At 43.4% G+C, this 19,063-nt stretch carries 21 protein-coding genes; 14 read left to right on the top strand and 7 right to left on the bottom strand.

Annotation, left to right across the window (positions count from 1 at the left end; all coding sequences use genetic code 11):
* The first annotated feature begins 190 nt into the window (after positions 1-190).
* Genes WC473_05355 through WC473_05370 form a run of 4 tightly spaced genes read left to right on the top strand, consistent with a single transcriptional unit; the run spans position 191 to position 3,788 of the window.
* Positions 191-1,360, top strand: a complete 1,170-nt coding sequence (locus tag WC473_05355; GenBank protein MFA5125215.1) for a glycosyltransferase family 4 protein — start codon at positions 191-193, stop codon at positions 1,358-1,360.
* Positions 1,335-1,739 (top strand): VanZ family protein, encoded by a 405-nt coding sequence (locus tag WC473_05360; protein MFA5125216.1) that lies wholly within the window; start codon positions 1,335-1,337, stop codon positions 1,737-1,739. Before WC473_05355 ends, WC473_05360 begins: the two co-directional genes overlap by 26 nt.
* Before the next feature lies 1 nt (position 1,740).
* Positions 1,741-2,901, top strand: a complete 1,161-nt coding sequence (locus WC473_05365) for a glycosyltransferase (protein ID MFA5125217.1) — start codon at positions 1,741-1,743, stop codon at positions 2,899-2,901.
* Positions 2,902-2,909: 8 nt separating this feature from the next.
* On the top strand, positions 2,910-3,788 hold the full coding sequence (locus tag WC473_05370) for a diacylglycerol kinase family protein (protein MFA5125218.1): 879 nt from the start codon (positions 2,910-2,912) through the stop codon (positions 3,786-3,788).
* Between the two features lie 61 nt (positions 3,789-3,849).
* On the opposite strand, the gene WC473_05375 is transcribed toward WC473_05370, so the two are convergent.
* On the bottom strand, positions 3,850-4,086 hold the full coding sequence (locus WC473_05375; protein ID MFA5125219.1) for a hypothetical protein: 237 nt from the start codon (positions 4,084-4,086) through the stop codon (positions 3,850-3,852).
* 183 nt (positions 4,087-4,269) lie between these two features.
* On the opposite strand from WC473_05375, the gene WC473_05380 reads away from it, so the two are divergent.
* From WC473_05380 to WC473_05390, 3 genes are all read left to right on the top strand, one after another.
* The gene (locus WC473_05380; protein MFA5125220.1) at positions 4,270-4,611 is read left to right on the top strand and encodes a hypothetical protein; all 342 of its coding nucleotides are present in this window, start codon (positions 4,270-4,272) and stop codon (positions 4,609-4,611) included.
* Positions 4,612-4,688: 77 nt separating this feature from the next.
* Positions 4,689-6,053 carry an MBL fold metallo-hydrolase gene (locus tag WC473_05385; protein ID MFA5125221.1) on the top strand — a complete coding sequence of 455 codons (1,365 nt, stop codon included), beginning with the start codon at positions 4,689-4,691 and terminating at the stop codon, positions 6,051-6,053.
* A gap of 46 nt (positions 6,054-6,099) precedes the next feature.
* Entirely contained in the window at positions 6,100-7,110 is a 1,011-nt protein-coding gene (locus WC473_05390; GenBank protein ID MFA5125222.1) for a polysaccharide deacetylase family protein, read from the top strand.
* 58 nt (positions 7,111-7,168) lie between these two features.
* On the opposite strand, the gene WC473_05395 is transcribed toward WC473_05390, so the two are convergent.
* Positions 7,169-7,468, bottom strand: a complete 300-nt coding sequence (locus WC473_05395; GenBank protein ID MFA5125223.1) for an RNA-binding protein — start codon at positions 7,466-7,468, stop codon at positions 7,169-7,171.
* A gap of 188 nt (positions 7,469-7,656) precedes the next feature.
* On the opposite strand from WC473_05395, the gene dut reads away from it, so the two are divergent.
* Genes dut through WC473_05410 form a run of 3 tightly spaced genes read left to right on the top strand, consistent with a single transcriptional unit; the run spans position 7,657 to position 10,226 of the window.
* Positions 7,657-8,088, top strand: coding sequence for a dUTP diphosphatase (dut, locus tag WC473_05400; GenBank protein MFA5125224.1), 432 nt, complete (start codon positions 7,657-7,659; stop codon positions 8,086-8,088).
* A 4-nt stretch (positions 8,089-8,092) separates the two neighbouring features.
* Complete coding sequence (locus tag WC473_05405) at positions 8,093-10,039, top strand: DUF2207 domain-containing protein (GenBank protein MFA5125225.1); 1,947 nt, start codon at positions 8,093-8,095, stop codon at positions 10,037-10,039.
* Position 10,040: 1 nt separating this feature from the next.
* Positions 10,041-10,226, top strand: a complete 186-nt coding sequence (locus WC473_05410; protein MFA5125226.1) for a hypothetical protein — start codon at positions 10,041-10,043, stop codon at positions 10,224-10,226.
* On the opposite strand, the gene WC473_05415 is transcribed toward WC473_05410, so the two are convergent.
* Positions 10,223-10,639: a hypothetical protein gene (locus WC473_05415; GenBank protein MFA5125227.1), complete on the bottom strand. Its 417-nt coding sequence runs from the start codon at positions 10,637-10,639 to the stop codon at positions 10,223-10,225. The genes WC473_05410 and WC473_05415 overlap by 4 nt on opposite strands.
* Before the next feature lie 110 nt (positions 10,640-10,749).
* Between WC473_05415 and uvrB the strand changes: the two genes are divergently transcribed.
* Positions 10,750-12,591, top strand: coding sequence for an excinuclease ABC subunit UvrB (gene uvrB, locus WC473_05420; GenBank protein MFA5125228.1), 1,842 nt, complete (start codon positions 10,750-10,752; stop codon positions 12,589-12,591).
* Positions 12,592-12,614: 23 nt separating this feature from the next.
* Here the strand turns inward: uvrB and WC473_05425 are convergent, their stop codons facing one another.
* Together WC473_05425 and WC473_05430 are read right to left on the bottom strand one after the other, a co-directional pair.
* A complete protein-coding gene (locus WC473_05425; GenBank protein MFA5125229.1) occupies positions 12,615-12,851 on the bottom strand; it encodes a hypothetical protein in 237 nt (78 codons plus the stop codon).
* 20 nt (positions 12,852-12,871) lie between these two features.
* The gene (locus WC473_05430; GenBank protein MFA5125230.1) at positions 12,872-13,168 is read right to left on the bottom strand and encodes a hypothetical protein; all 297 of its coding nucleotides are present in this window, start codon (positions 13,166-13,168) and stop codon (positions 12,872-12,874) included.
* 79 nt (positions 13,169-13,247) lie between these two features.
* On the opposite strand from WC473_05430, the gene WC473_05435 reads away from it, so the two are divergent.
* Positions 13,248-14,237 carry a tRNA-dihydrouridine synthase gene (locus WC473_05435; GenBank protein ID MFA5125231.1) on the top strand — a complete coding sequence of 330 codons (990 nt, stop codon included), beginning with the start codon at positions 13,248-13,250 and terminating at the stop codon, positions 14,235-14,237.
* A 96-nt stretch (positions 14,238-14,333) separates the two neighbouring features.
* Here WC473_05435 and WC473_05440 read toward each other — a convergent pair whose 3' ends face one another.
* Together WC473_05440 and WC473_05445 are read right to left on the bottom strand one after the other, a co-directional pair.
* Complete coding sequence (locus tag WC473_05440; protein ID MFA5125232.1) at positions 14,334-14,672, bottom strand: hypothetical protein; 339 nt, start codon at positions 14,670-14,672, stop codon at positions 14,334-14,336.
* A gap of 94 nt (positions 14,673-14,766) precedes the next feature.
* Positions 14,767-15,708, bottom strand: a complete 942-nt coding sequence (locus WC473_05445) for a magnesium transporter CorA family protein (GenBank protein MFA5125233.1) — start codon at positions 15,706-15,708, stop codon at positions 14,767-14,769.
* Between the two features lie 157 nt (positions 15,709-15,865).
* On the opposite strand from WC473_05445, the gene WC473_05450 reads away from it, so the two are divergent.
* Complete coding sequence (locus WC473_05450) at positions 15,866-16,387, top strand: hypothetical protein (protein MFA5125234.1); 522 nt, start codon at positions 15,866-15,868, stop codon at positions 16,385-16,387.
* Between the two features lie 65 nt (positions 16,388-16,452).
* The gene (locus tag WC473_05455; protein MFA5125235.1) at positions 16,453-19,032 is read left to right on the top strand and encodes a type IV secretion system DNA-binding domain-containing protein; all 2,580 of its coding nucleotides are present in this window, start codon (positions 16,453-16,455) and stop codon (positions 19,030-19,032) included.
* The last annotated feature ends 31 nt before the right edge of the window (positions 19,033-19,063 follow it).

Genomic DNA, 19,063 nt, shown 5'->3' on the forward strand with positions numbered 1-19,063 from the left:
TTATAGTACTTTATTCGTATCCAACTTTAACATGGAATAGGCAAAAAGGCAAGGTGATATCAAAGACTCGATTAATTGATAATTGACTGCGTAATTACTGCCTGGCCAATCAATAGTTCAGATCGGCGCCATTTTGACTTAAGCGATTAAAAGTGATAAAATCATTATATAATATAGTGAAATTAATCCAATGAATAAGTCGGTGGCAATAGTCGTCTGCGCCTGGCCGCCCTTAGGTGGCGGTATTGGCAATAACGCCTATTATCAACTTAAGGAGCTGGCTAGAAACTCCATTACGACCCGCGCTTTTACGCCGGCTTATTTTGGTCTTGATCAAGACTTATCTTTACCTGTTTCTTATTTGCCGGCGATTTCACCGATTGGTAAGGCCGGCTTTATGCGAGGGTTAAAACGGGAACTGGAACAGTTTGATATTATTCATTTATACTGGCCATTTTTCGGCGCTGATTTGCAGTTGATTAGGTTTAAGCTCCGACATCCGGAAAAAAAACTTGTTCTACACTATCAGATGGATCCGATCGGCCGGGGAGTCAAAGCTTGGGTTTTTAGGCTTTACGTTAAATTATTCTTGGGTCTTATTGTTAAGCTGGCTGACAGGATCTTGGTGTTGTCTCTTGATCATGCCCAGCATTCCTATTTGTCTCCCTATCTTAAGTTGTATCCGGAAAAATTTTTGGAGTGGCCCAACGGCGTGGATACGGATTTATTCAAACCATTGAACAACAAGAATGAATTGCGCGCTTTGAACAAGTTTAGTGTTCAGGATGAAATCGTATTGTTTGTCGGCGGTTTGGATAAACAGCATTTCTTTAAGGGCGTACCGGTGTTGCTTGAGGCGTTTGAGAAAGTAGTTAGGGCCGTACCGCAGGCCAAGTTGTTAATTATCGGCGACGGCAATGAGCGTCTGAAATTTGAGGGTCAAGCCTTAGATCTGGGACTGAAGGATCAAGTTCGTTTTTTGGGGTGGATGAAGAATGAGAGCTTGCCGGTTTGGTATAATTTGTCCGATGTTTTTGTTCTGCCCTCTACCAAGTCTACGGAAAGTTTTGGGATAGTGGCGGCCGAAGCGCAAGCTTGCGGTTTGCCCGCTATCGTCGCCTCATGGCCGGGTGTCAGGCAGACTGTTAAATTGAATGAAACCGGTTTATGGGTGGAGCCGAACGACGCTAATGACTTGGCTTTGAAGCTGATCAAGCTTTTGACTGATGAGTCTCTACGCCAGCGTTTTGGCCAAGCCGGCCGGGAACGAGTTGGACGCTTGTATAGCTGGACTAGTTTGATTCTGCGTTTATTAGATATCTATAATTCGCTTTATGTTCCATCGACAGAAAAAAAATAATTTTCGGGCCGCTTTACTTTGGCTATTGGTCATATCTTGGCTGACTTTTATTTTTTGCTTGTCCGCCCAACCCAGTTTTCCGGTTAACTTTACGGTCAATGAATATCAAATAATTTCCTCTTGGGCTCACATTGCTTTGTATGTTATTCTGGCTTTTTTAGTAGTTGAGGCCGCAGTGGCATCGGGTATCAACCGGCGCCAGGCTTTGGTTGTCGCTTTAGCAGTTTGCGCCATTTACGGCGCTTCCGATGAATGGCATCAATTTTTTGTGCCGGGTCGGGAGGCGAGTTTAAATGATTGGTTATTGGATACGATAGCCGCCTTGTTGGTTGTTTTTTTCTACGCTTTTATTTATCGCTTTAAACTGGTTGACTGTTAATATGAAGATTGCTGTTATCCATTCCATTTATCAGCCTTACACTCGCGGTGGAGCAGAGGTAATGGTGTCCAATGTTGTCAGCGGGCTTAAGAGTCGCGGGCATGAAGTTCTTGTTATTACGGTCGGCTATGAAAATAAAATGGAAGTAATTAACGGTATTAAGGTTTATCGCATTAAGCCGTTTAATCTATTTAATTTTTTGGATATTAATAACCAGCCGGCTTGGAAACGTTTGTTCTGGCATTTGCTGGATATGTTCAATGACGTGCAGACCTGGCGGATTTATAAAGTTCTCCTGGCTGAAAAACCGGAGTTAGTCCTAACGCACAATCTCAAGGGCCTAGGTTATCAGGTTCCTCCCTTATTGAAACTATTGAAGATCAGGCATATCCATACTGTCCATGATATGCAGTTGATTCATCCTTCTGGACTGATCACTGACGATCCTAAATTCAAGCTTAATCTTTTTGTCCGATTATATACCAGATTCTGCCGCGAATTATTCAATAATCCTGATGTAGTAGTTTTCCCCTCGGACTATATCCGATTGGTTTATCGCCGTTACAAATTATTCACCAAAGCCAAGATGGCAATACTGGGCAATCCTTTATTGATTAAACCACGAAAAGTCAAAACCACCGCCAAAAGCAGAATCTTTACCTTGGTGTTTATCGGCCAATTGGAATTGTATAAGGGGATCATTGATTTGATTAAGGCCGCTAATCGTTTAACCGGCGATTGGCAGCTGCTTGTTGCCGGTGACGGCAAAGCCGAAAAGGAGGCGCGTCGCGTAGCCATTGACAGTCCGCGGATTAAATTTCTTGGCCGGTTGAGTCAGGATGAGCTTGAACAAAAAATTTGGTCGGAGGCGGATGTGTTAGTCAATCCTAGCCGAACGGCAGAAAGTTTCGGCATGGTGGTCATTGAATCTTATGCGCACGGCGTTCCTGTAATCGCTTCTAAGATCGGGGCTTTGCCGGAGTTAGTCAAGGACGGTTTGACTGGTTGGCTGGTCAAGCCGGGTAATCCCGATGATTTGAAACGGCAATTGGAGTTTATTATTGATAACCGCGATCATTTGACGCCGCTAACTGACAAATGCCTGGCTGAAGCAGAAAAGTATACCATTGACAGTTATTTGAATCGTCTTTTAGAACTATGAATCAAATTATGAAAGCTTTAATTATTTTCAATCCTACTGCCGGAGTTCTGACTAAATCAGATGTTAAGGGTCTAGTAGCGGCGCGACTCCAATCCTTGGGTTATCAGTCGGATGTTTTGATTTTAGACTTTAATTTTGAAACTAATATTGAGACTTATAACACTGACGGTTTGCGTTTGATTGTGGCGGTCGGCGGAGACGGAACAGTCAAAGTGGCGGCGCGGGAAATTATTCAACGCAAGCTGGACGTACCGCTGGCGATTATTCCTTTTGGTTCGGCCAATGTTTTGGCTTCGACTTTGGGTCTGCCTTTGGATATGGCCGGATCCTTGGCTTTGCTTCAAGAAATAAAAACTAAAAGAATCGATGTCGGCGTCATTAATCGCCAGATTTATTTTATTGTCGGCTTTTCTTTAGGTTATGTGTCTTCCATCATTATTCATACTGAAAAAGGACTCAAAAACCGTTTCGGCTACCTGGGGTATTTGTTGAATATTTTATGGAGTAAGATTAGGATTTTCCGCATTAAGTTCCGGATTGAAACGCAGAATAAAGTCTTTTGGGTTAGGGGCAATAGTTTGATTATTTTTAACGCTTTTAAGTTTTTCGGTCTAGAACCAAAAAAACCAGTCAGTATAACTGATGGTATTTTGAATCTTTACGTTGTTACCAACAAGACTTTTTTGACCTTGTTGCAAGCGGCCTTGGGGGTGCTGTTTTATGTTAAACCGCCGCGCCATATTTTTACTTTGGATAATCGTTATTTTAAGATTAGGATTAAACGTCGCCATTTGAAAACCGCCCAAGTGGACGGCGATCGTATTAAGGTGCCGAAGGTAATGGAAGTGGAATGCCTGCCTCAAGCACTTGAAGTGGTGGTAAAATAAAAGAAGTCGCATTTATGTGGCGGCTCCAACAAGGTACGAATCAGGGTAGGGATGAGATTTCCTACGGTTTATCATCGGAAGCGGCTTCGAGAAGCGGCTGACCGCAAGAAGCACAGACACTAATAGTGCACCTTTCTCCGTCACCTTCCGGATTTTTTAGTCCCGCACCGCATTTAAGGCAAATGCATCCACTGCCGATAGAGCTGATAGCTGAAAGATCAAAGTATTCGCCATCACAAGTCCTGAGTTTCAATATTTTTCCGCAAGACGAACAAACAGATCGCTTTTGATTCTCCATGTTCGGTCCTCCTGATGTTATCCGTTTTAACGGATTTTTTTGTTGTTTAAAAATGTACTGTCTTTAAGTATTCTTATCATAAATATGATTATTTGGCAAACTATTGATTTTTTTTAAGTATTATGTTAACATCTGGTCATATTGGTATATTTTGAACAACACTTAGCTGGAGGAATATTAAGGATGAAAAGAAAATTGCTGGAATGGGGAGTTAAGCCTAGCAATGCCAATGCTTGGATTGGTAATTTTCAATGCGGGCGCTGTGGTCAGGACTTAATTGATTTGAGTGATTCTTTGGTTGGTTTTTCTCATGCTGTCATGCCTAGCCAAACTGGACAAGAGGGAGCGATTGGTACTCTCGTTGTTAAGTGTCGTAAATGCTCTCGGTTGTATTGGATGCACGCTTATGAATCAACCATTGATTCCATTTTGCTTAACAAAAAAGCTTGTTCTAATTGGCCGAAGCCTCGTACCATTAAGAAAAATAAGAGGAGGAAAGTAAGAAGACTTAACCGCTCTAACTAGAGCGGTTTTTAATTTTTTAGGGTTTGGCAAACTACCTGATTATGCTATAATGAAATTAAGAATTAATCGCTAAATAAATGGATATTTCCTTTCATGGCGCCGCCGGCGAAGTTACCGGCTCCTGTATTTTAGTTAAAACTAAAAAGACTAAGTTTTTGGTTGATTGCGGTATGTTCCAAGGCGGTCAGTTTGCCCGGCAAGAGAACTTTGAGTCTTGGCCGTTTAATCCGGCGGAAATTAATTTTGTTATTCTGACCCATGCCCATATTGATCATTGCGGCCGTTTGCCCAAACTTTATGCCGACGGCTTTAAGGGCAAGATTTATTGCACTAGCGCCACCAAAGAGCTGACGGAAATTATTTTATCGGATGCCACTAAGGTTATCAAAGAAGAAGTCCGGCGCCATGGCGGGGAAGTGTTGTATCGTGACAAAGACGTTTACGGGGTTATCCCTCTGTTTTGGTCGTTGGATTATAGTCAAAAGCAAAAACTAAGCACTGATGTTACGGTCTGTTTCCGCGATGCCGGGCATATTTTGGGTTCGGCTATAGTTGAGGTTTGGGTTAAGGAAGGGATTAAGCCTAAGAAAATAGTTTTTTCCGGCGATTTGGGCAATCCGCCGGCGCCGATCGTGCGTGATACTGAGTTCATTGCTGGCGCTGATTATGTTGTTGTCGAGTCTACTTATGGCGGCAGGATACATGAGCCGGCGGAAATGCGTTCGCAGATCCTACGCCAATCAATTTTGGATTCCATCGGCCGCGGCGGCGTATTAATGATCCCAACTTTCGCTTTGGAGAGGACACAGGAAGTCCTTTATGAGTTGAATTACCTGCATGAAACTCGGCAGATTCCCAAGGTGCCGGTTTATTTGGACAGTCCTTTGGCAATTGACGCTTTGGATATCTATAAACGTTATACAAAACTATTTGATGATGAGGCCAAGGAACGCATTGATTCCGGCGATGCTTTGTTTAGTTTTGAAGGCTTGGAGTTGGCGCGAACCGTGGATCAATCCAAACGTATTAACCGTGTAGCGGCACCTAAAGTTATTTTAGCCGGCAGTGGCATGGCTAACGGCGGCCGCATTTTGTTCCATTTAAAATTATATCTGCCTAACAGTAAAAGCCATTTATTGATTATTAGTTATCAGGCGGAAGGGTCCTTGGGTCGATTATTGAAAGATGGCGCCAAGCAGGTTGTCATTGATGGTGAGAAAGTGGGAGTCAAAGCCAAGATTACCGCTATTGGGAGTTATTCTTCTCATGCCGACCAGCCTAAATTATTACATTGGCTCAAAAGTATTGATTCGCCTAAGCCCAAAATCGTATTTGTAAATCACGGCGAAGAAAAATCATCTTTGATGTTGGTTGATGGCATCAGGCAAAAACTGGGAGTGGAAACGATTATTCCGAAGAAGAACCAGCAATTCGTAATTTAGATAGACAGAGATAAAGATATGGATTATGCGAGTTAAAAATTCGTCAATGAAAAGAATAACCGGAATAAAAAAAGTAATCTCCGGCCGGCAGCTTTTTTTGTTGTCGGCATTTTTTTTGTTTTTGATCCTGGCCGCTTTTAAGATGAACGGCTTGATGGCCAAAACGCAAGCCGTTGATTCAAGCAGCGTTGATGGTCAAATCATTGAAACTTATTTGAGGGCAAAATACGATGATGCCGGAGCGGTTTTGGTTTCCGGCGATTCCGGAGCCAAATATCAGCCGATTATTCTGGAACAGCCCAAAGCGCCTTGTCCCGATTCTGATTTTTCCGCTTATACTTCCGCCACTGTTGACAAGGCGCCGATTCCCGTTTTAATGTATCATCATGTCGCCTTGGCTCCCGAAGGCAGTGCCTTACCGGGATTGTATCATGATCCGGAAGTATTTGAAGACCAATTGCGGACATTAAAGCTTGATTGTTATAGCGGAATTTTCGTTGCCGAGATCGGGCAGTATTTGCAAGGCGATTACCGTTTGCCGGCTAAGCCGGTCGCTTTGACTTTTGATGACGGTTATGACGATATGTATATCAACGCTTTCCCTTTGCTCAAAAAATACGGCATGAGAGGTACGATGTATATTATTGTAGAGGCTTTGGGACTGCCCGGCTACCTGACTAATGATCAAGTTAAAGAAATGTCTGAGAGCGGTTATGTGGAGATAGCTTCACACACCTTGAACCACGCTAATCTTAAAACCGTATCTGATAGTAAAGCCTGGCAAGAGATTTTTGACAGTAAAGGATCGTTGGAAAAAATTATCGGCCAACCCGTTACTGACCTGGCTTATCCCTTCGGTTATTTTCGTCGGCGTGAGGAGGCTTATTGTCGTCGGGCCGGCTATTTGACTTGCGTCTCCACTTATCAAGGGGTAATCCAATCGTTGGATCGCCGTTATTCTATTTTCCGTTTGCGTCCCGGCTACCTTACTGGCGATGACTTGTTGGATTTTATTGATAAATATATTTTTTCCGGACGGGCTCTAGGCGGAAACTGATTTTATGCAAAAAAAAGAGCCAGCCGATTGCTCGACTGGATCTTTTAGTAGGCAGTGATTAGTAGCGTCCTTGTCCGCCGGAGAAACCGCCACGGTCTCCCGTGCGTTTTTCCTGAGGACGAGCTTCGCTGACTTTGATCTCTCTGCCCATCATGTCTTTTCCGTTTAAGGTTTCAATGGCAGTTTGGGCTTCCTCATCAGAGGACATTTCCACAAAGCCGAATCCCTTAGACCGTCCGGTTTCCCGATCGGTAATAACAGAGGCTGACACAACGGTACCGGCGGGGGAAAAGAAGTCTTTCAAATCATCATTGGTAGCGCTATAAGCGATTCCGCCGACATAAAGTTTGCTGGTCATAGTTGTAGCTGTTTTTAATTTTAGTTTATCCGTTGGCCAGACCTTTAGCACTTAAACATGGTTTAGAGAATGCACTTAAGTAGTTAACCTACGAACACTTTAAGTATATCACAGATTAATTAAAAAGTCAATAGCCAAGAGATTTTAACGTATTTATTGGCAAATATCATTATTATCATTAAATAGCTATGTCACTTACAATTAAAGTAAAGAAGTTATCACCCGAGGCCAGATTGCCAAAATATGTCCATCCGGGCGATGCCGGCATGGATGTTTACGCTATTAGCAAGAGCGAAACCGATAAATACGTGGAGTATGGCACGGGTTTGTCATTTGAGTTGCCAGCTGGTCATATGTTGCTCTTATATCCTAGAAGTAGTGTGACCAACACTGATTTAACGTTGGCTAACTCTGTCGGTGTCTTGGATTCAGGCTATCGGGGCGAGCTTAAGTTAAGATTCCGCAGGTCTGGCAAGAGCGATTATAATGTCGGCGATCGCATCGGCCAGATCATTATTTTGCCCTTCCCGCAAGTAGAATTTGCTGAAGTGGCGGAGTTGTCGGTAAGCGAGCGGGGGAGCGGTGCTTTCGGTTCTACTGGAATAAATAACGTTTTATAATAATATGAAAAAATTTTTCTGCTTGATTTTTTTAATCAGCTTGGCGACACTCTTCCCTTTTTCTGCCAAAGCTTATGAACGTATTACTGATTTTTCTTCCGACATCGCCGTTAATAAAGACGGGACATTGACAGTTACCGAAACTATTAAGGCGATAGCCGAACACAAGAAAATCAATCATGGCATTTATCGCGATTTAATCGTTAAATACCAAGGACCGGATAGGGATCATTATTATCAAGCGGGGATAAAGATTCTGTCGGTTAAGCGTGACGGATTTACCGAGCCGTATCATACGGAAATGTCCGGTTCCAATTTAAGGATTTACATCGGCGACAGCGAGAAATTAGTACCGTTAGGCGAGCCGACTTATGAGTTAACTTACCAAGTTTCCGGCTTAATACGTTATCTTGAAGAAATGGACGAATTATATTGGAATGTGACCGGCAATAATTGGGAGTTTCCGATTGAGCGGGCTCGCGCCCAAGTGACTTTGCCTTGGTCTCAGAAGGAATATGATACGGTTTTTTCTTACAGCGGTCTTTATACCGGTGTCGCCGGTTCTCGCGACCAAAATGGTTATTTTGATGAAATTGGCGGGAAGTTTGTTTATCGAGCCAACTCGGTGCTTTATCCCGGCGAGGGCTTGACGATTGTTTTAGGCTGGCCGCAGGGGCGTGTTGCCAAGTTATTGCCTGTTTTGCGGGAAGTTAATCCCGTGGTCAAATTTTTGAATTCCTTGACTCATCAGGACCGTATTAATATTATAAGCGGGTTATCGTTGTTGGTGCTTATTTATTTTTTAGTAATTTGGTTATGGCGCGGCCGAGGCCCACAGCCGGGCACGATTATCCCGCAGTATGATCCGCCGGCCGGGTTGTCGCCCGGCGATGTTGCTCATATTGCCAGTCTGGGCTCGGGTTTTAATAAAACCCTGGGAGCGTTAATAATCAGTTTGGCGATTAAGGGTAAACTAAAGATCGCCAAAAACGATGGTTTTTTCAGTGTAGCGAAATGGAAATTAGATCGTCTTAATAAGGGAACTGAAGACTTAAGCGAGGATGAAAAGCTGTTAGTGACTAACTTATTCAAAAAGAGCGGTAATTTGAAATTGCCTAATTCCGACAGCGGTTTATCAATGTTCATTCGCTGGACCTTCCGTCCATATTTTACTAAGAAATGGCATAAAGCCGCCTATGTGAATAACTCAATTTGGCTGTTTCTGGGGACAACTTTATCAGTTATGCTTTTAATGGCTTTTTGGTTTTTGGGCCTAGGGGAGTCGGCGGTAGTTTTTTTACCATTTATCTTCCTAGTCATATTTTTTATTGTTTTTCTTTCCTCCCTAATGAAAACATTATTCAAGCGCGATTTTAATTTAGTTGCTGTTATTTATTTGATCGCCATAGTTATAGTTTTTATAGTTGCCGGGATTATTTTGCGTCCGTTTTTTCTTGGGATTGCAGAATTGCCGGGCTCTTTCTGGGCTGATTCATTTTTGGCATATTGGTATCTGTTGCTTCTGTTGGCGGTGTTGGTTGTTAATTTTTTAGCTTTCAGGCTTCTTCGCCGGCCGACTACTGAAGGTCGAAAGTTACTGGATGAAATTGAAGGTTTTAAACTGTTTTTGGTTACGACCGAGAAAGATCGTTTGGAATTTTTCCATCCCATCAAGCAGATTCCGGAAGTATTTGAAAAGTATTTTCCTTATGCTATCGCTTTGGGCGTCGCTGATAAATGGGCGGCCAGATTTGATAATTTATTTAAAGAAACAGACGGTCAGTCCGCCTATGTCCCGATTTGGTATGGCGGATCATTGTCCAGTATCGGAGGGATAAGCGGAATCTCTTCAATCGGCTCATCCTTGGGCTCGTCTTTAGGATCATCCGGTGCCGGTGGCGGCGGAGGAGCAGGGGGCGGCGGAGGCGGCGGCGGAGGAGGAGGGTGGTAAGATGAAGACTCGCGCTAAAATCGGCAACAAGCAAGGCAACCCGGCGTACCGCACTGCCGCTACATTCAGGTATAATAAATGTTTTGATATTGTCGGAGCAAAAGCAAAAAATCCGGCTGTAAAAAATAAAAACCCGTCCTGGCCAAAAGGCCGAACGGGCGATGCAAAAGAGCTGAAAAATGATTAGATTTTTTCCGGTTGGGGGTCAAAGAGAATAATGGCGTTTTTGCTGGATAACAGCTTGACGATCTCCTCCCAGCTCTTGCCGATTTTGTCGGCAATAAGACGGCATTTTTTTTCTAGCTGTTGAGTCGGCAAACTTACCCACCAAGCGCGGTCGCCTCTGATTTTTCCTTCGGTTTCATACTCCTGAACTGCGGCGATTTCTTGAGTTTGCTGTATATTGAATTCGGCAAAGGCGATTTTGTGGCTATAGTAGAAACAGAATCCGCCGCATAATATTAACGTTAAACCGATAGTAATACAAGCCAGTCCCAGTTTTTTTCTTTTAAGAATTAAAAAGTAAGTACCCGATATGATTAGTATCGTAGAGCATTGTATTGATATGAAACAAGCGCTGGCCAAGATATCCCGTAGCATTTGCTTTCTCCTTTGCCCTTATATGGCGGTTAACTTTTTTAAGGTGCTTTTTAAAGTCAGTTGACAACTTTCAGATTATTATATATGATAATGGTTTGTTTGTCAAGAGTATGTCCAAAAAATTATTTCAACTAAAATCCAAGTATTCTCCGGCGGGGGACCAACCGCAGGCGATTGAAAAAATCACTAAAGGCCTGAAGCAGGGGCAGGATTTTCAAACGCTCATGGGTATAACCGGTTCGGGTAAGACTTTTACTATGGCTAATGTGATTGCCCGGCAGGATAGGCCTGTTTTGGTTATGGCTCCCAATAAGGCCTTGGCGGCTCAGCTTTATCGCGAGTACAAAAATTACTTTCCGCATAACTCGGTGAATTTTTTCGTGTCTTATTACGATTATTATCAGCCGGAGGCGTATTTGCCCAATACTGATACTTATATTGAAAAGGAAGCGATGATTAATCAGGAGATTGATCGGTTGCGCCATCAGGCTACCTCGGCCTTGCTGTCGCGGCAAGATGTGATTATTGTGGCCTCAGTTTCTTGTATTTATAATTTGGGCGTGCCCGTCAGTTATCTGGAGTCGGCTTTGCATTTGGCTATCGGTCAGCCCTTAGTGCGCGCTGATTTTATTCGTCAGTTGGTGCGCATGCATTTTGAGCGTAGCTCAGGAGAATTAAAGCGCGGACTGTTCCGTGTTAGGGGTGAGGTGTTTGAAATTATGGCCGCCTCGGAAAACATTATTTATCGCTTAGAGTTGGGCGATCAACAAGTCAAGGAAATCCATTTAATTGATCCTTTAACGCGCAAGATCGTTGAGGAGCTCAAGGATATCGTGATTTTTCCGCCTAAGCATTTCGTGTCTACCGAGCCCCAGATAGACGCGGCTATTAAGGATATTAAGATAGAACTTAAGGATCGTTTGAAATATTTCAATAAGAAGAATTTATATTTGGAAGCGGAACGATTGGAGCGCCGTACCCGTTACGATATGGAGATGTTAAAAACCGTGGGTTATTGCCATGGTATTGAAAATTATTCCCGCCATCTGGCCGGCAAGTTACCGGGTGAACCGCCGGATAGCTTGTTGGCCTATTTCCCACTTAAGGCTGGCAAACCCGATTACTTGTTAATTATGGATGAATCGCATATCGGTTTGCCTCAGGTTAGGGGAATGTATGCGGGTGATCGAGCCAGAAAGAATACCTTGGTGGAATTCGGCTGGCGCTTGCCCTCGGCCTTGGATAATCGGCCATTGAAGTTTGACGAGTTTTTGAAGCGTATCGGCCAGACGGTGTTTACTTCGGCTACGCCGGGTGATTGGGAAATCAAACATTCTAAGCAATTAATTGAGCAGGTTATTCGTCCAACCGGACTAGTTGATCCGCCGGTTGAAATCCGACCAGTGTTTGATAAGAATAAAAATTATAGCCAAATTGATGATGTTATTGCTGAGTCAATCAAGATTACAGCTAAGGGCGAGAGAAGCATCATCAATACTTTAACTAAGAAACAAGCTGAAGACCTGAACACTTTTCTTGTTCAGCAGGGGATTAAGTCTAATTATTTGCACAGTGATATTAAGACCGTAGCGCGTACGGAGATTCTGACCGCTTTTCGCCGAGGGGAATTTGACGTTTTAATCGGGGTTAATCTGTTGCGCGAAGGGCTGGATTTGCCGGAAGTGTCTTTTGTAGCCATTTTGGATGCTGATCGCGAGGGTTTCCTGAGATCGGAAACATCATTAATTCAGACTATGGGGCGTGCCGCCAGGAACGTCTCCGGCAAAGTTATTCTCTATGCTGATAACATTACCGGTTCCATCAAACGAGCAGTGAGTGAAGTGGAACGCCGCCGCATCAAGCAACTGGCATACAATAAAAAACACGGTATCATTGCTGAAACCGTGCGAAAGGACATTGAGGAGTTTTTGGATTTTAAGTCGGCGGATTAGTTCATCAATATTAAGAGTTAGTATTAATTCGGCAACAGCACTATTGGCTGATGATAGATGACTACGCACTCGGCGCCGCGAGATTTGGGCATACAGACGCTTATTAATTTTTGATGTTCTTCCGTGTAAGATGCATCTATTTTTTTTTGAATGCCGCCTGGTTCTAATACGTGTGCGTAGATGATGACAGTTTTTTGAACTACCGCTATTTTATTGCCGTTTTTCCAGCCTTCAGCTACCCAAGTCAATAAGAATTGCATTGTTGCTTTCTCCTATTTTGTTAAAGGCCTAATCCCATATCCTTTTGCCGTTGCAGTTCACGTTTCTTTTTTTCGGCTACCTGCTTTAATTGCTGTTTTTTTATCCGTTCATATAGCCAGAGGCGTACGCTTAAATAAATAGAAATAACAAGCCCGACGCCTAACATTACAAACCACAAAGGATGATCGTAAAAGGTAAGTATCTTGACCAAGGTGAGGGTGTCGGCAACGGCAAAGAGCAGAAGTAGGCGTTTAAATTTTTTGGCCCGGTCTTTGTCGTATTCCAGGCGTCGCCTGATTATATCAATTGTCTGCATATTTACTGCCTCCCGTTGATTAAATTTTTATTTGTTGCTAAAGTGCTTAGTTATTAGTACACCCTATCATAAAAATATCATGTTGTCAACTAAAAATAAAAGTAATCTTTGGCAAAAGCTGGCGCGAACAGGCCGGCCGATTTTGGCTTTGGCACCGATGGCGGGCGTGACTGATTCGGCTTTCCGGCAGATTTGTCGCCAATGCGGGGCAGACGTGGCTTATACAGAAATGGTTTCGGCCGATGGTCTGTATTATGATTCCAAAAAAACTCTGGCCATGCTTAAATTTTCTAAGCAGGAGAAACCGGTGGTTATACAATTATTCGGCAAATATCCGGAAAGATTTACTAAGGCGGCTCAAGTAGTCCAAGCCGCCGGTTTTGACGGAATTGATATCAACTTCGGCTGTCCGGCCAAGAAGGTTGCCGGCCATGGCGGCGGGGTGACTTTGATGCGCGACCTGGATAAATGCCGGCAGATTGTGGAAAATGTTTTGGCTGGTACTACATTGCCCGTGTCGGTAAAGTTAAGGTCGTCTATTAAAAAAGATGGCGGGGAAGTGACGGCCAGGGACTTTTTGCAAGTCATGAAGGATTTGCCTCTGTCAGCAGTAATGATTCATGGCCGGCCGTATGAGAACCCTTTTGCCGCCGAGATAGATTATGAGATGATTAAAGAATGTGTTCAGTTTTTTAAGAGGCAAAATCGCCAAGGCGTCGTTTTGGGTAATGGCGGGATTAATACTCCCCAAGATGCCAAAGAGATGATAGAGTCAACCGGTGTAGATGGCGTGGGTTTGGCGCGGGGTCTGTACGGCCGACCCTGGCTGTTTAAGCAAATCAAACAATATTTAAAAACAGGAAAGTATTCGGAGCTTAATATTAAACAGGTTGACAAAATAATATTGCAACACGCTCAGTCGGCTTTTAAAACCAAAGATCGCCAAGGTATTGTAGAGCTAAGAAAACACTTGGCTTGGTATGTATCCGGACGAGTCGGAGCCAAGGAGTTGCGAGCCAAATTAGTCAGAGTGGAAGATCTAAAACAATTGAAACAAATATTAAAGTAAGCCGTCGGCTAGTAAAATCATCAGGGCTAAATTGCAACTCTAATCTTTGAAAAACACTTAAAATCAAAAGACGCCTCGCTCGGGGCGTCTTATTTTTTACTTTTTGTTGGCCCTCCTTTGGGGTCGGCTTTTCGAGGCTGTTTTCCTTGGCGCTATTTCTTTGATAGTAACGCCTAAGGTGTCGGCATTTCGGCGTAAGTAGGTTTCGGGCAGGCCGTTTTTTGTTCCTTTAATGACTAAACATCGTTTTCTTTGCGGGTTGTCCCATTTTGGAATAATCCGTTCAGCTTCGTAACGGCCGATCGGCAGGGTCACTCGGGAATCGTAAATACCTGATCGATTGCGTCTATGGAAGCTGCTCTCGTAAGCTTCTTGGGAATAGCTTGTAATCACGAGTTGTCGGCGACAAATCAACAAAAATCTTTTCTTTGGCATGAACTTATCTCCTTGTTTCTATTTGTATTGTTAGAAAGTGCGGTTGTTAATATAAACAGGTAATAACCTATTGTAGCAAAGAATTGTTATTTTGTCAAATCCAGCGTTTCTTTTTGAAGTAAAAGAAGAGGCAGATAGCCCCGACTATCATGATGAAAATTATTATCCAAAAACCATTGGGATTATCAACGAAAGGCATGCCGCCAATCGTGTTCATGCCGAAAATCGCCGCTAAGAGAGTCAAAGGAAAGACAATGACGGAAAATACTGTCAGGGTACGCATAATATCGTTGAGCTTGAAGGAAATCAAAGAGGAGTTGGTGTCTTCGAGGGCTTCAATCATTTCTTTTTGTTCGCTCAAGATGTCCCAGATGTTTTTGGTGTGTTCTATCAAGTCGTTGTAAAATGTTTTCATCTCGCTTGAGTCCAAATACCAAACGCTGGATCGGCCCAATTTCTGAATAACGCCTTTGTGCGCTTCCATAATCTTGCGGAAATTTAAAATATTCCTCTTGGTCAATAAGATTTCCCGTACCATTTCCCGTTCCCGGCCGTCAAAGATGTTTTTTTCAATACTTTGGATGTCAACGCTCATGTGATCCATAATCGGATAACAATATTCTTGCAGACGGACAATAATCTCGTAAAGAAGCATCATGTTATTGCCGGACAAGTATTGCTCGCGGTAGAATTTGTCGCTGAGGCAGAGATTGAATAATTCAACCAGGGGCGGCAAATTGTTTTTGTGGCAAGTGATCAGAGAATGATCGCTAATGAAGAAATCCACTTCTTCAGCGTCAACAGTGCGGGTTTTTCTGTTATAAATCGGGAATTGCAGGATGAGGAAACAATAATTGTTCCGAACGTAAAATTTCGGCCGTTGGGCGAGATTTTTGGAAAAAGAATCGCGCAGATCTAGTTCATTGAACTTGAATTTTTTGCGCAGATAGTTTATTTCCTCTTTTTGAGCATCGACTATATTGGTCCAATTAAATGTTCCAATATTTGATTTTAGGGTGTTGATGTTTAATGACATAGCATGGGTTCAATTTAATTATAGCATAGATTTATTAATTAGTGTATAATAGTGGTATAATATAAGAGAAACAGAGGGGCAATAAACAGAGATAAGATCCGATTGAATCGTCACTTCCTAATTATTAATTTTTTATTTCTTTCCCCTTCATCATTTTATGCCTTTAGACCAAAAAGAATTGTTAACTCCCGGCCGGGAAAAGCAAGATACTGTTCCGGGCGCAGTCAAGGAGAGCGGATTGGAATTTGAGCCGGCACCGGAGGCGGCGCCGTCAGAGTTCGGTCAGCCTGATAGAGACAGCCGATTAAGGGAGCAGGGCGAAATCATCGTCGGCGGAGAGGCGCCTTCCGCACCGGTTGCTACCCCTGCTAATGCTGAGGCCTTGGAAACCTACAAGCAGATTGAGAGCATTCTGGAGGAGGATTTGGGCGAGCTCTATAATAACTTGTCTCCTCAGGATCAACAGATATTCAAGACTAGGGGCGAGGAAGCGGCTCGTTCTATTTTTAAGGTCGTTTATCATCAAACCAAGATTAAGGTTAAAAAGATTATCAGTTTAATTAAGAAGTGGCTGAGAATGGTTCCTGGCATCAATCGTTATTTTTTGGAACAAGAAGCTAAGATTAAAGCCGATAAGATTGTAGCTTTAGCCAGGAATGACAAAAAGATAGAATTTTAGATTAATTTTATAATTTAGGCGTCATTACAAATTTATAAACCAAAGTTTGTCTATCGTTATTTTTTATGCCCTTAGATGAAGTACAGAATCCTTATCAATTTGATTTGTTTTTGTTATTTTCCAGCATACCCGACGCGGTAATTTATGCGATTGTCGGTGTTGTTATTTTTCTGTTGGTTTGTTTTGTCGTCCTATTGATTATGCGTGCCGTTTTTAGATCCCAGAAGCGTTATCCCAAAGTTTTTCAACAGCATATTTTTTTGGTAACGGTGCCGCAGCGAGTTAAGGAAGAAGGGGAGAATAAAAAGCAGTTGTCGGAAATAATCTCGGAAATTGAAGGGTTATACGCCAATTTGGGCGGACTTAGGGCATCCAAGGGTTTTAAGGCTTGGCTGTTCGGTCGTTTTGATCACTGGTCGTTGGAAATTGTTTTGGGTCTGGACGGCTTGATTTCTTTTTATATCGCTGTTCCCGAATACTTAGTGGAGTATATTAAACAACAGATTTTTTCCAAGTATCCTTACGCGCAGATTGAAGAGACCGGCGATTATAACATTTTTAATCAGCAGGGTTTTGTCGCCATCGGTTATCTTAAACTGCTTAAGCAGAACATGTTTCCGATTCTGACCTATAAGCAGATGAATAATGTTGACCCGCTCGTGTCCATCATCAGTGTTTTATCTAAATTCGGCGATCAGCAGACCGCGGCTATTCAGTTGGTGATGCGTTCGGCTGTCGGCGGTTGGCGCAATAAGGGCGTTAAGGTGGCTTCAGAAATGCAACAAGGTAAAGATATCAAAAAGGCCTTGGCCGCGGCCAATCCCGGACTTTTTTCCGGTTTGAGTAATATTTTTGGTGCGCCTTCTGATTGGTTTTTTGCTTCTAAGCCCAAAGATTTGAGCAAGACCTCAGAACAATACCGTTTGTCGCCTATGGAGGAGCAGGCGGTTAAAGCGATTGAGGAAAAAGCTTCCAAGGCCGGTTTGGATGTCAATATTCGCGTCGTGGCTTTTGCGCCGCTGGAGTCTCAAGCCAATGAAAATCTCAGGCGTTTGATTGACTCCTTCGCGCAGTATTCCAGTTATCAATATGCCAACGGCTTTAAAGGAGTGGTTAAAGGCGACGGCAAACAACTGATTCATGATTTTATCTATCGCAGTTTTGATGATAAGGCTGGCATGGTATTAAACACCGAAGAAATGACTTCGTTATGGCACCTGCCCCTGCCTAATACCGAGGTGCCGAGAATTAATTGGTTGATGGCTCGGCGCCTGCCCCCACCTTTGAATATTCCGACCGAAGGCGTAATAGTAGGCGAGAATGTTTATCGTGGCCAAAAAACAGTCATTAAAATGAAAGACGCAGATCGCCGTCGCCATATGTATATCATTGGTATGACCGGTACCGGTAAATCCACGACCATGGCCACCATGGCGGTGCAAGATATCCGTGACGGCAAAGGCGTCTGCGTAATTGATCCGCATGGCGAATTGGTGGAAAACATTCTGAAAGGCATTCCCAAAGAGCGCGTGGAAGACGTGATTCTGTTTGATCCTTCTGATATGGAACGGCCGATTGGCCTGAATATGCTGGAGGCCAGCAGTTCTTACGAGATGGATATGGCGGCGCAAGAAATGATCAATATCTTTTATAAGTTATTGCCCGATCCGGCGATGGCCGGCCCGATGTTTGAGCATTATATGAGAAACGCGCTGTTAGCCCTGATGGCCGACCGCGAAGATCCGGGAACCTTAGTAGAATTGGCCCGTATTTTTACTGACGATACTTTCCGCAAGAAAAAATTAGAGCACGTAACCGACATTTTGGTAAAAGATTTTTGGGAGCGAGAATACGCCATGTCCCAGAAGGGCTCTACGGGCGCCGATATGCTGTCCTATGTCATTTCCAAAACCGGCCGATTTGTGGAAAATGAGCTGATGCGCAACATTATCGGCCAGTCTCATTCAGGCATTAATTTTCGCGAAGCCATGGATTCGGGCAAGATCTTATTGTTGAATCTATGCAAAGGCAAGATAGGCGAGACTAATAGCAGTTTGCTGGGCCTAATCGCCGTCGCTAAGTTGCAGATGGCGGCTTTGTCCCGCGCCGATATGCCGGAAGATCAGCGCCAGGATTTTTTCTTGTATATTGATGAATTTCAGAATTTTATTACCGATTCCATTTCCATCATTTTGTCCGAAGCCAGGAAATACAAACTTAATCTTTGTCTGGGCCATCAATTCATTTCGCAGTTGGTGCAAAACAATGATACGCGCGTGCGTGATGCAGTTTTTGGCAATGTGGGCAATCTATTGGTTTATCGTATCGGCGTGGATGATTCGGAGATTATCGCCAAACAATTATCGCCGGTGGTCAATGAATATGACGTGATGAATATTGAAAAATACAACGCTTACTTCCGTATTATGATTGATAATACGGCTATGCCGGCCTTTAATATAAAGTGTTATCAACCATCTGACGTGGTTCAGATCAATCCTGAGATTGTTACACCGCTTAAGGAATTATCCCGCCTCAAATACGGTCGCGACCATCAATCGGTGGTGCGGGATATTATGGAGCGCAGTCAGATCGGCCGGCTGGGCGGAGCCAAAAAAGAAAGCCCGGGCGAATTCGGGTTTTAAATCAGGAATATGATATATGATGGGCGACATT

The sequence above is a fragment of the Patescibacteria group bacterium genome (assembly GCA_041650895.1).
Lineage (GTDB): Bacteria > Patescibacteriota > Patescibacteriia > 2-01-FULL-39-33 > 2-01-FULL-39-33 > CAISTG01.

Bases quoted from the DNA above. Each gene is read 5' to 3' on its own strand.
- WC473_05445 (MFA5125233.1), bottom strand. From the start codon at position 15,708: ATGTCATTAAACATCAACACCCTAAAATCAAATATTGGAACATTTAAT.
- WC473_05360 (MFA5125216.1), top strand. From the start codon at position 1,335: ATGTTCCATCGACAGAAAAAAAATAATTTTCGGGCCGCTTTACTTTGG.
- WC473_05370 (MFA5125218.1), top strand. From the start codon at position 2,910: ATGAAAGCTTTAATTATTTTCAATCCTACTGCCGGAGTTCTGACTAAA.
- WC473_05365 (MFA5125217.1), top strand. From the start codon at position 1,741: ATGAAGATTGCTGTTATCCATTCCATTTATCAGCCTTACACTCGCGGT.
- uvrB (MFA5125228.1), top strand. From the start codon at position 10,750: ATGTCCAAAAAATTATTTCAACTAAAATCCAAGTATTCTCCGGCGGGG.
- dut (MFA5125224.1), top strand. From the start codon at position 7,657: ATGTCACTTACAATTAAAGTAAAGAAGTTATCACCCGAGGCCAGATTG.
- WC473_05355 (MFA5125215.1), top strand. From the start codon at position 191: ATGAATAAGTCGGTGGCAATAGTCGTCTGCGCCTGGCCGCCCTTAGGT.
- WC473_05390 (MFA5125222.1), top strand. From the start codon at position 6,100: ATGAAAAGAATAACCGGAATAAAAAAAGTAATCTCCGGCCGGCAGCTT.
- WC473_05385 (MFA5125221.1), top strand. From the start codon at position 4,689: ATGGATATTTCCTTTCATGGCGCCGCCGGCGAAGTTACCGGCTCCTGT.
- WC473_05435 (MFA5125231.1), top strand. From the start codon at position 13,248: ATGTTGTCAACTAAAAATAAAAGTAATCTTTGGCAAAAGCTGGCGCGA.
- WC473_05405 (MFA5125225.1), top strand. From the start codon at position 8,093: ATGAAAAAATTTTTCTGCTTGATTTTTTTAATCAGCTTGGCGACACTC.
- WC473_05415 (MFA5125227.1), bottom strand. From the start codon at position 10,639: ATGCTACGGGATATCTTGGCCAGCGCTTGTTTCATATCAATACAATGC.
- WC473_05395 (MFA5125223.1), bottom strand. From the start codon at position 7,468: ATGACCAGCAAACTTTATGTCGGCGGAATCGCTTATAGCGCTACCAAT.
- WC473_05375 (MFA5125219.1), bottom strand. From the start codon at position 4,086: ATGGAGAATCAAAAGCGATCTGTTTGTTCGTCTTGCGGAAAAATATTG.
- WC473_05410 (MFA5125226.1), top strand. From the start codon at position 10,041: ATGAAGACTCGCGCTAAAATCGGCAACAAGCAAGGCAACCCGGCGTAC.
- WC473_05380 (MFA5125220.1), top strand. From the start codon at position 4,270: ATGAAAAGAAAATTGCTGGAATGGGGAGTTAAGCCTAGCAATGCCAAT.
- WC473_05455 (MFA5125235.1), top strand. From the start codon at position 16,453: ATGCCCTTAGATGAAGTACAGAATCCTTATCAATTTGATTTGTTTTTG.
- WC473_05440 (MFA5125232.1), bottom strand. From the start codon at position 14,672: ATGCCAAAGAAAAGATTTTTGTTGATTTGTCGCCGACAACTCGTGATT.
- WC473_05425 (MFA5125229.1), bottom strand. From the start codon at position 12,851: ATGCAATTCTTATTGACTTGGGTAGCTGAAGGCTGGAAAAACGGCAAT.
- WC473_05450 (MFA5125234.1), top strand. From the start codon at position 15,866: ATGCCTTTAGACCAAAAAGAATTGTTAACTCCCGGCCGGGAAAAGCAA.
- WC473_05430 (MFA5125230.1), bottom strand. From the start codon at position 13,168: ATGCAGACAATTGATATAATCAGGCGACGCCTGGAATACGACAAAGAC.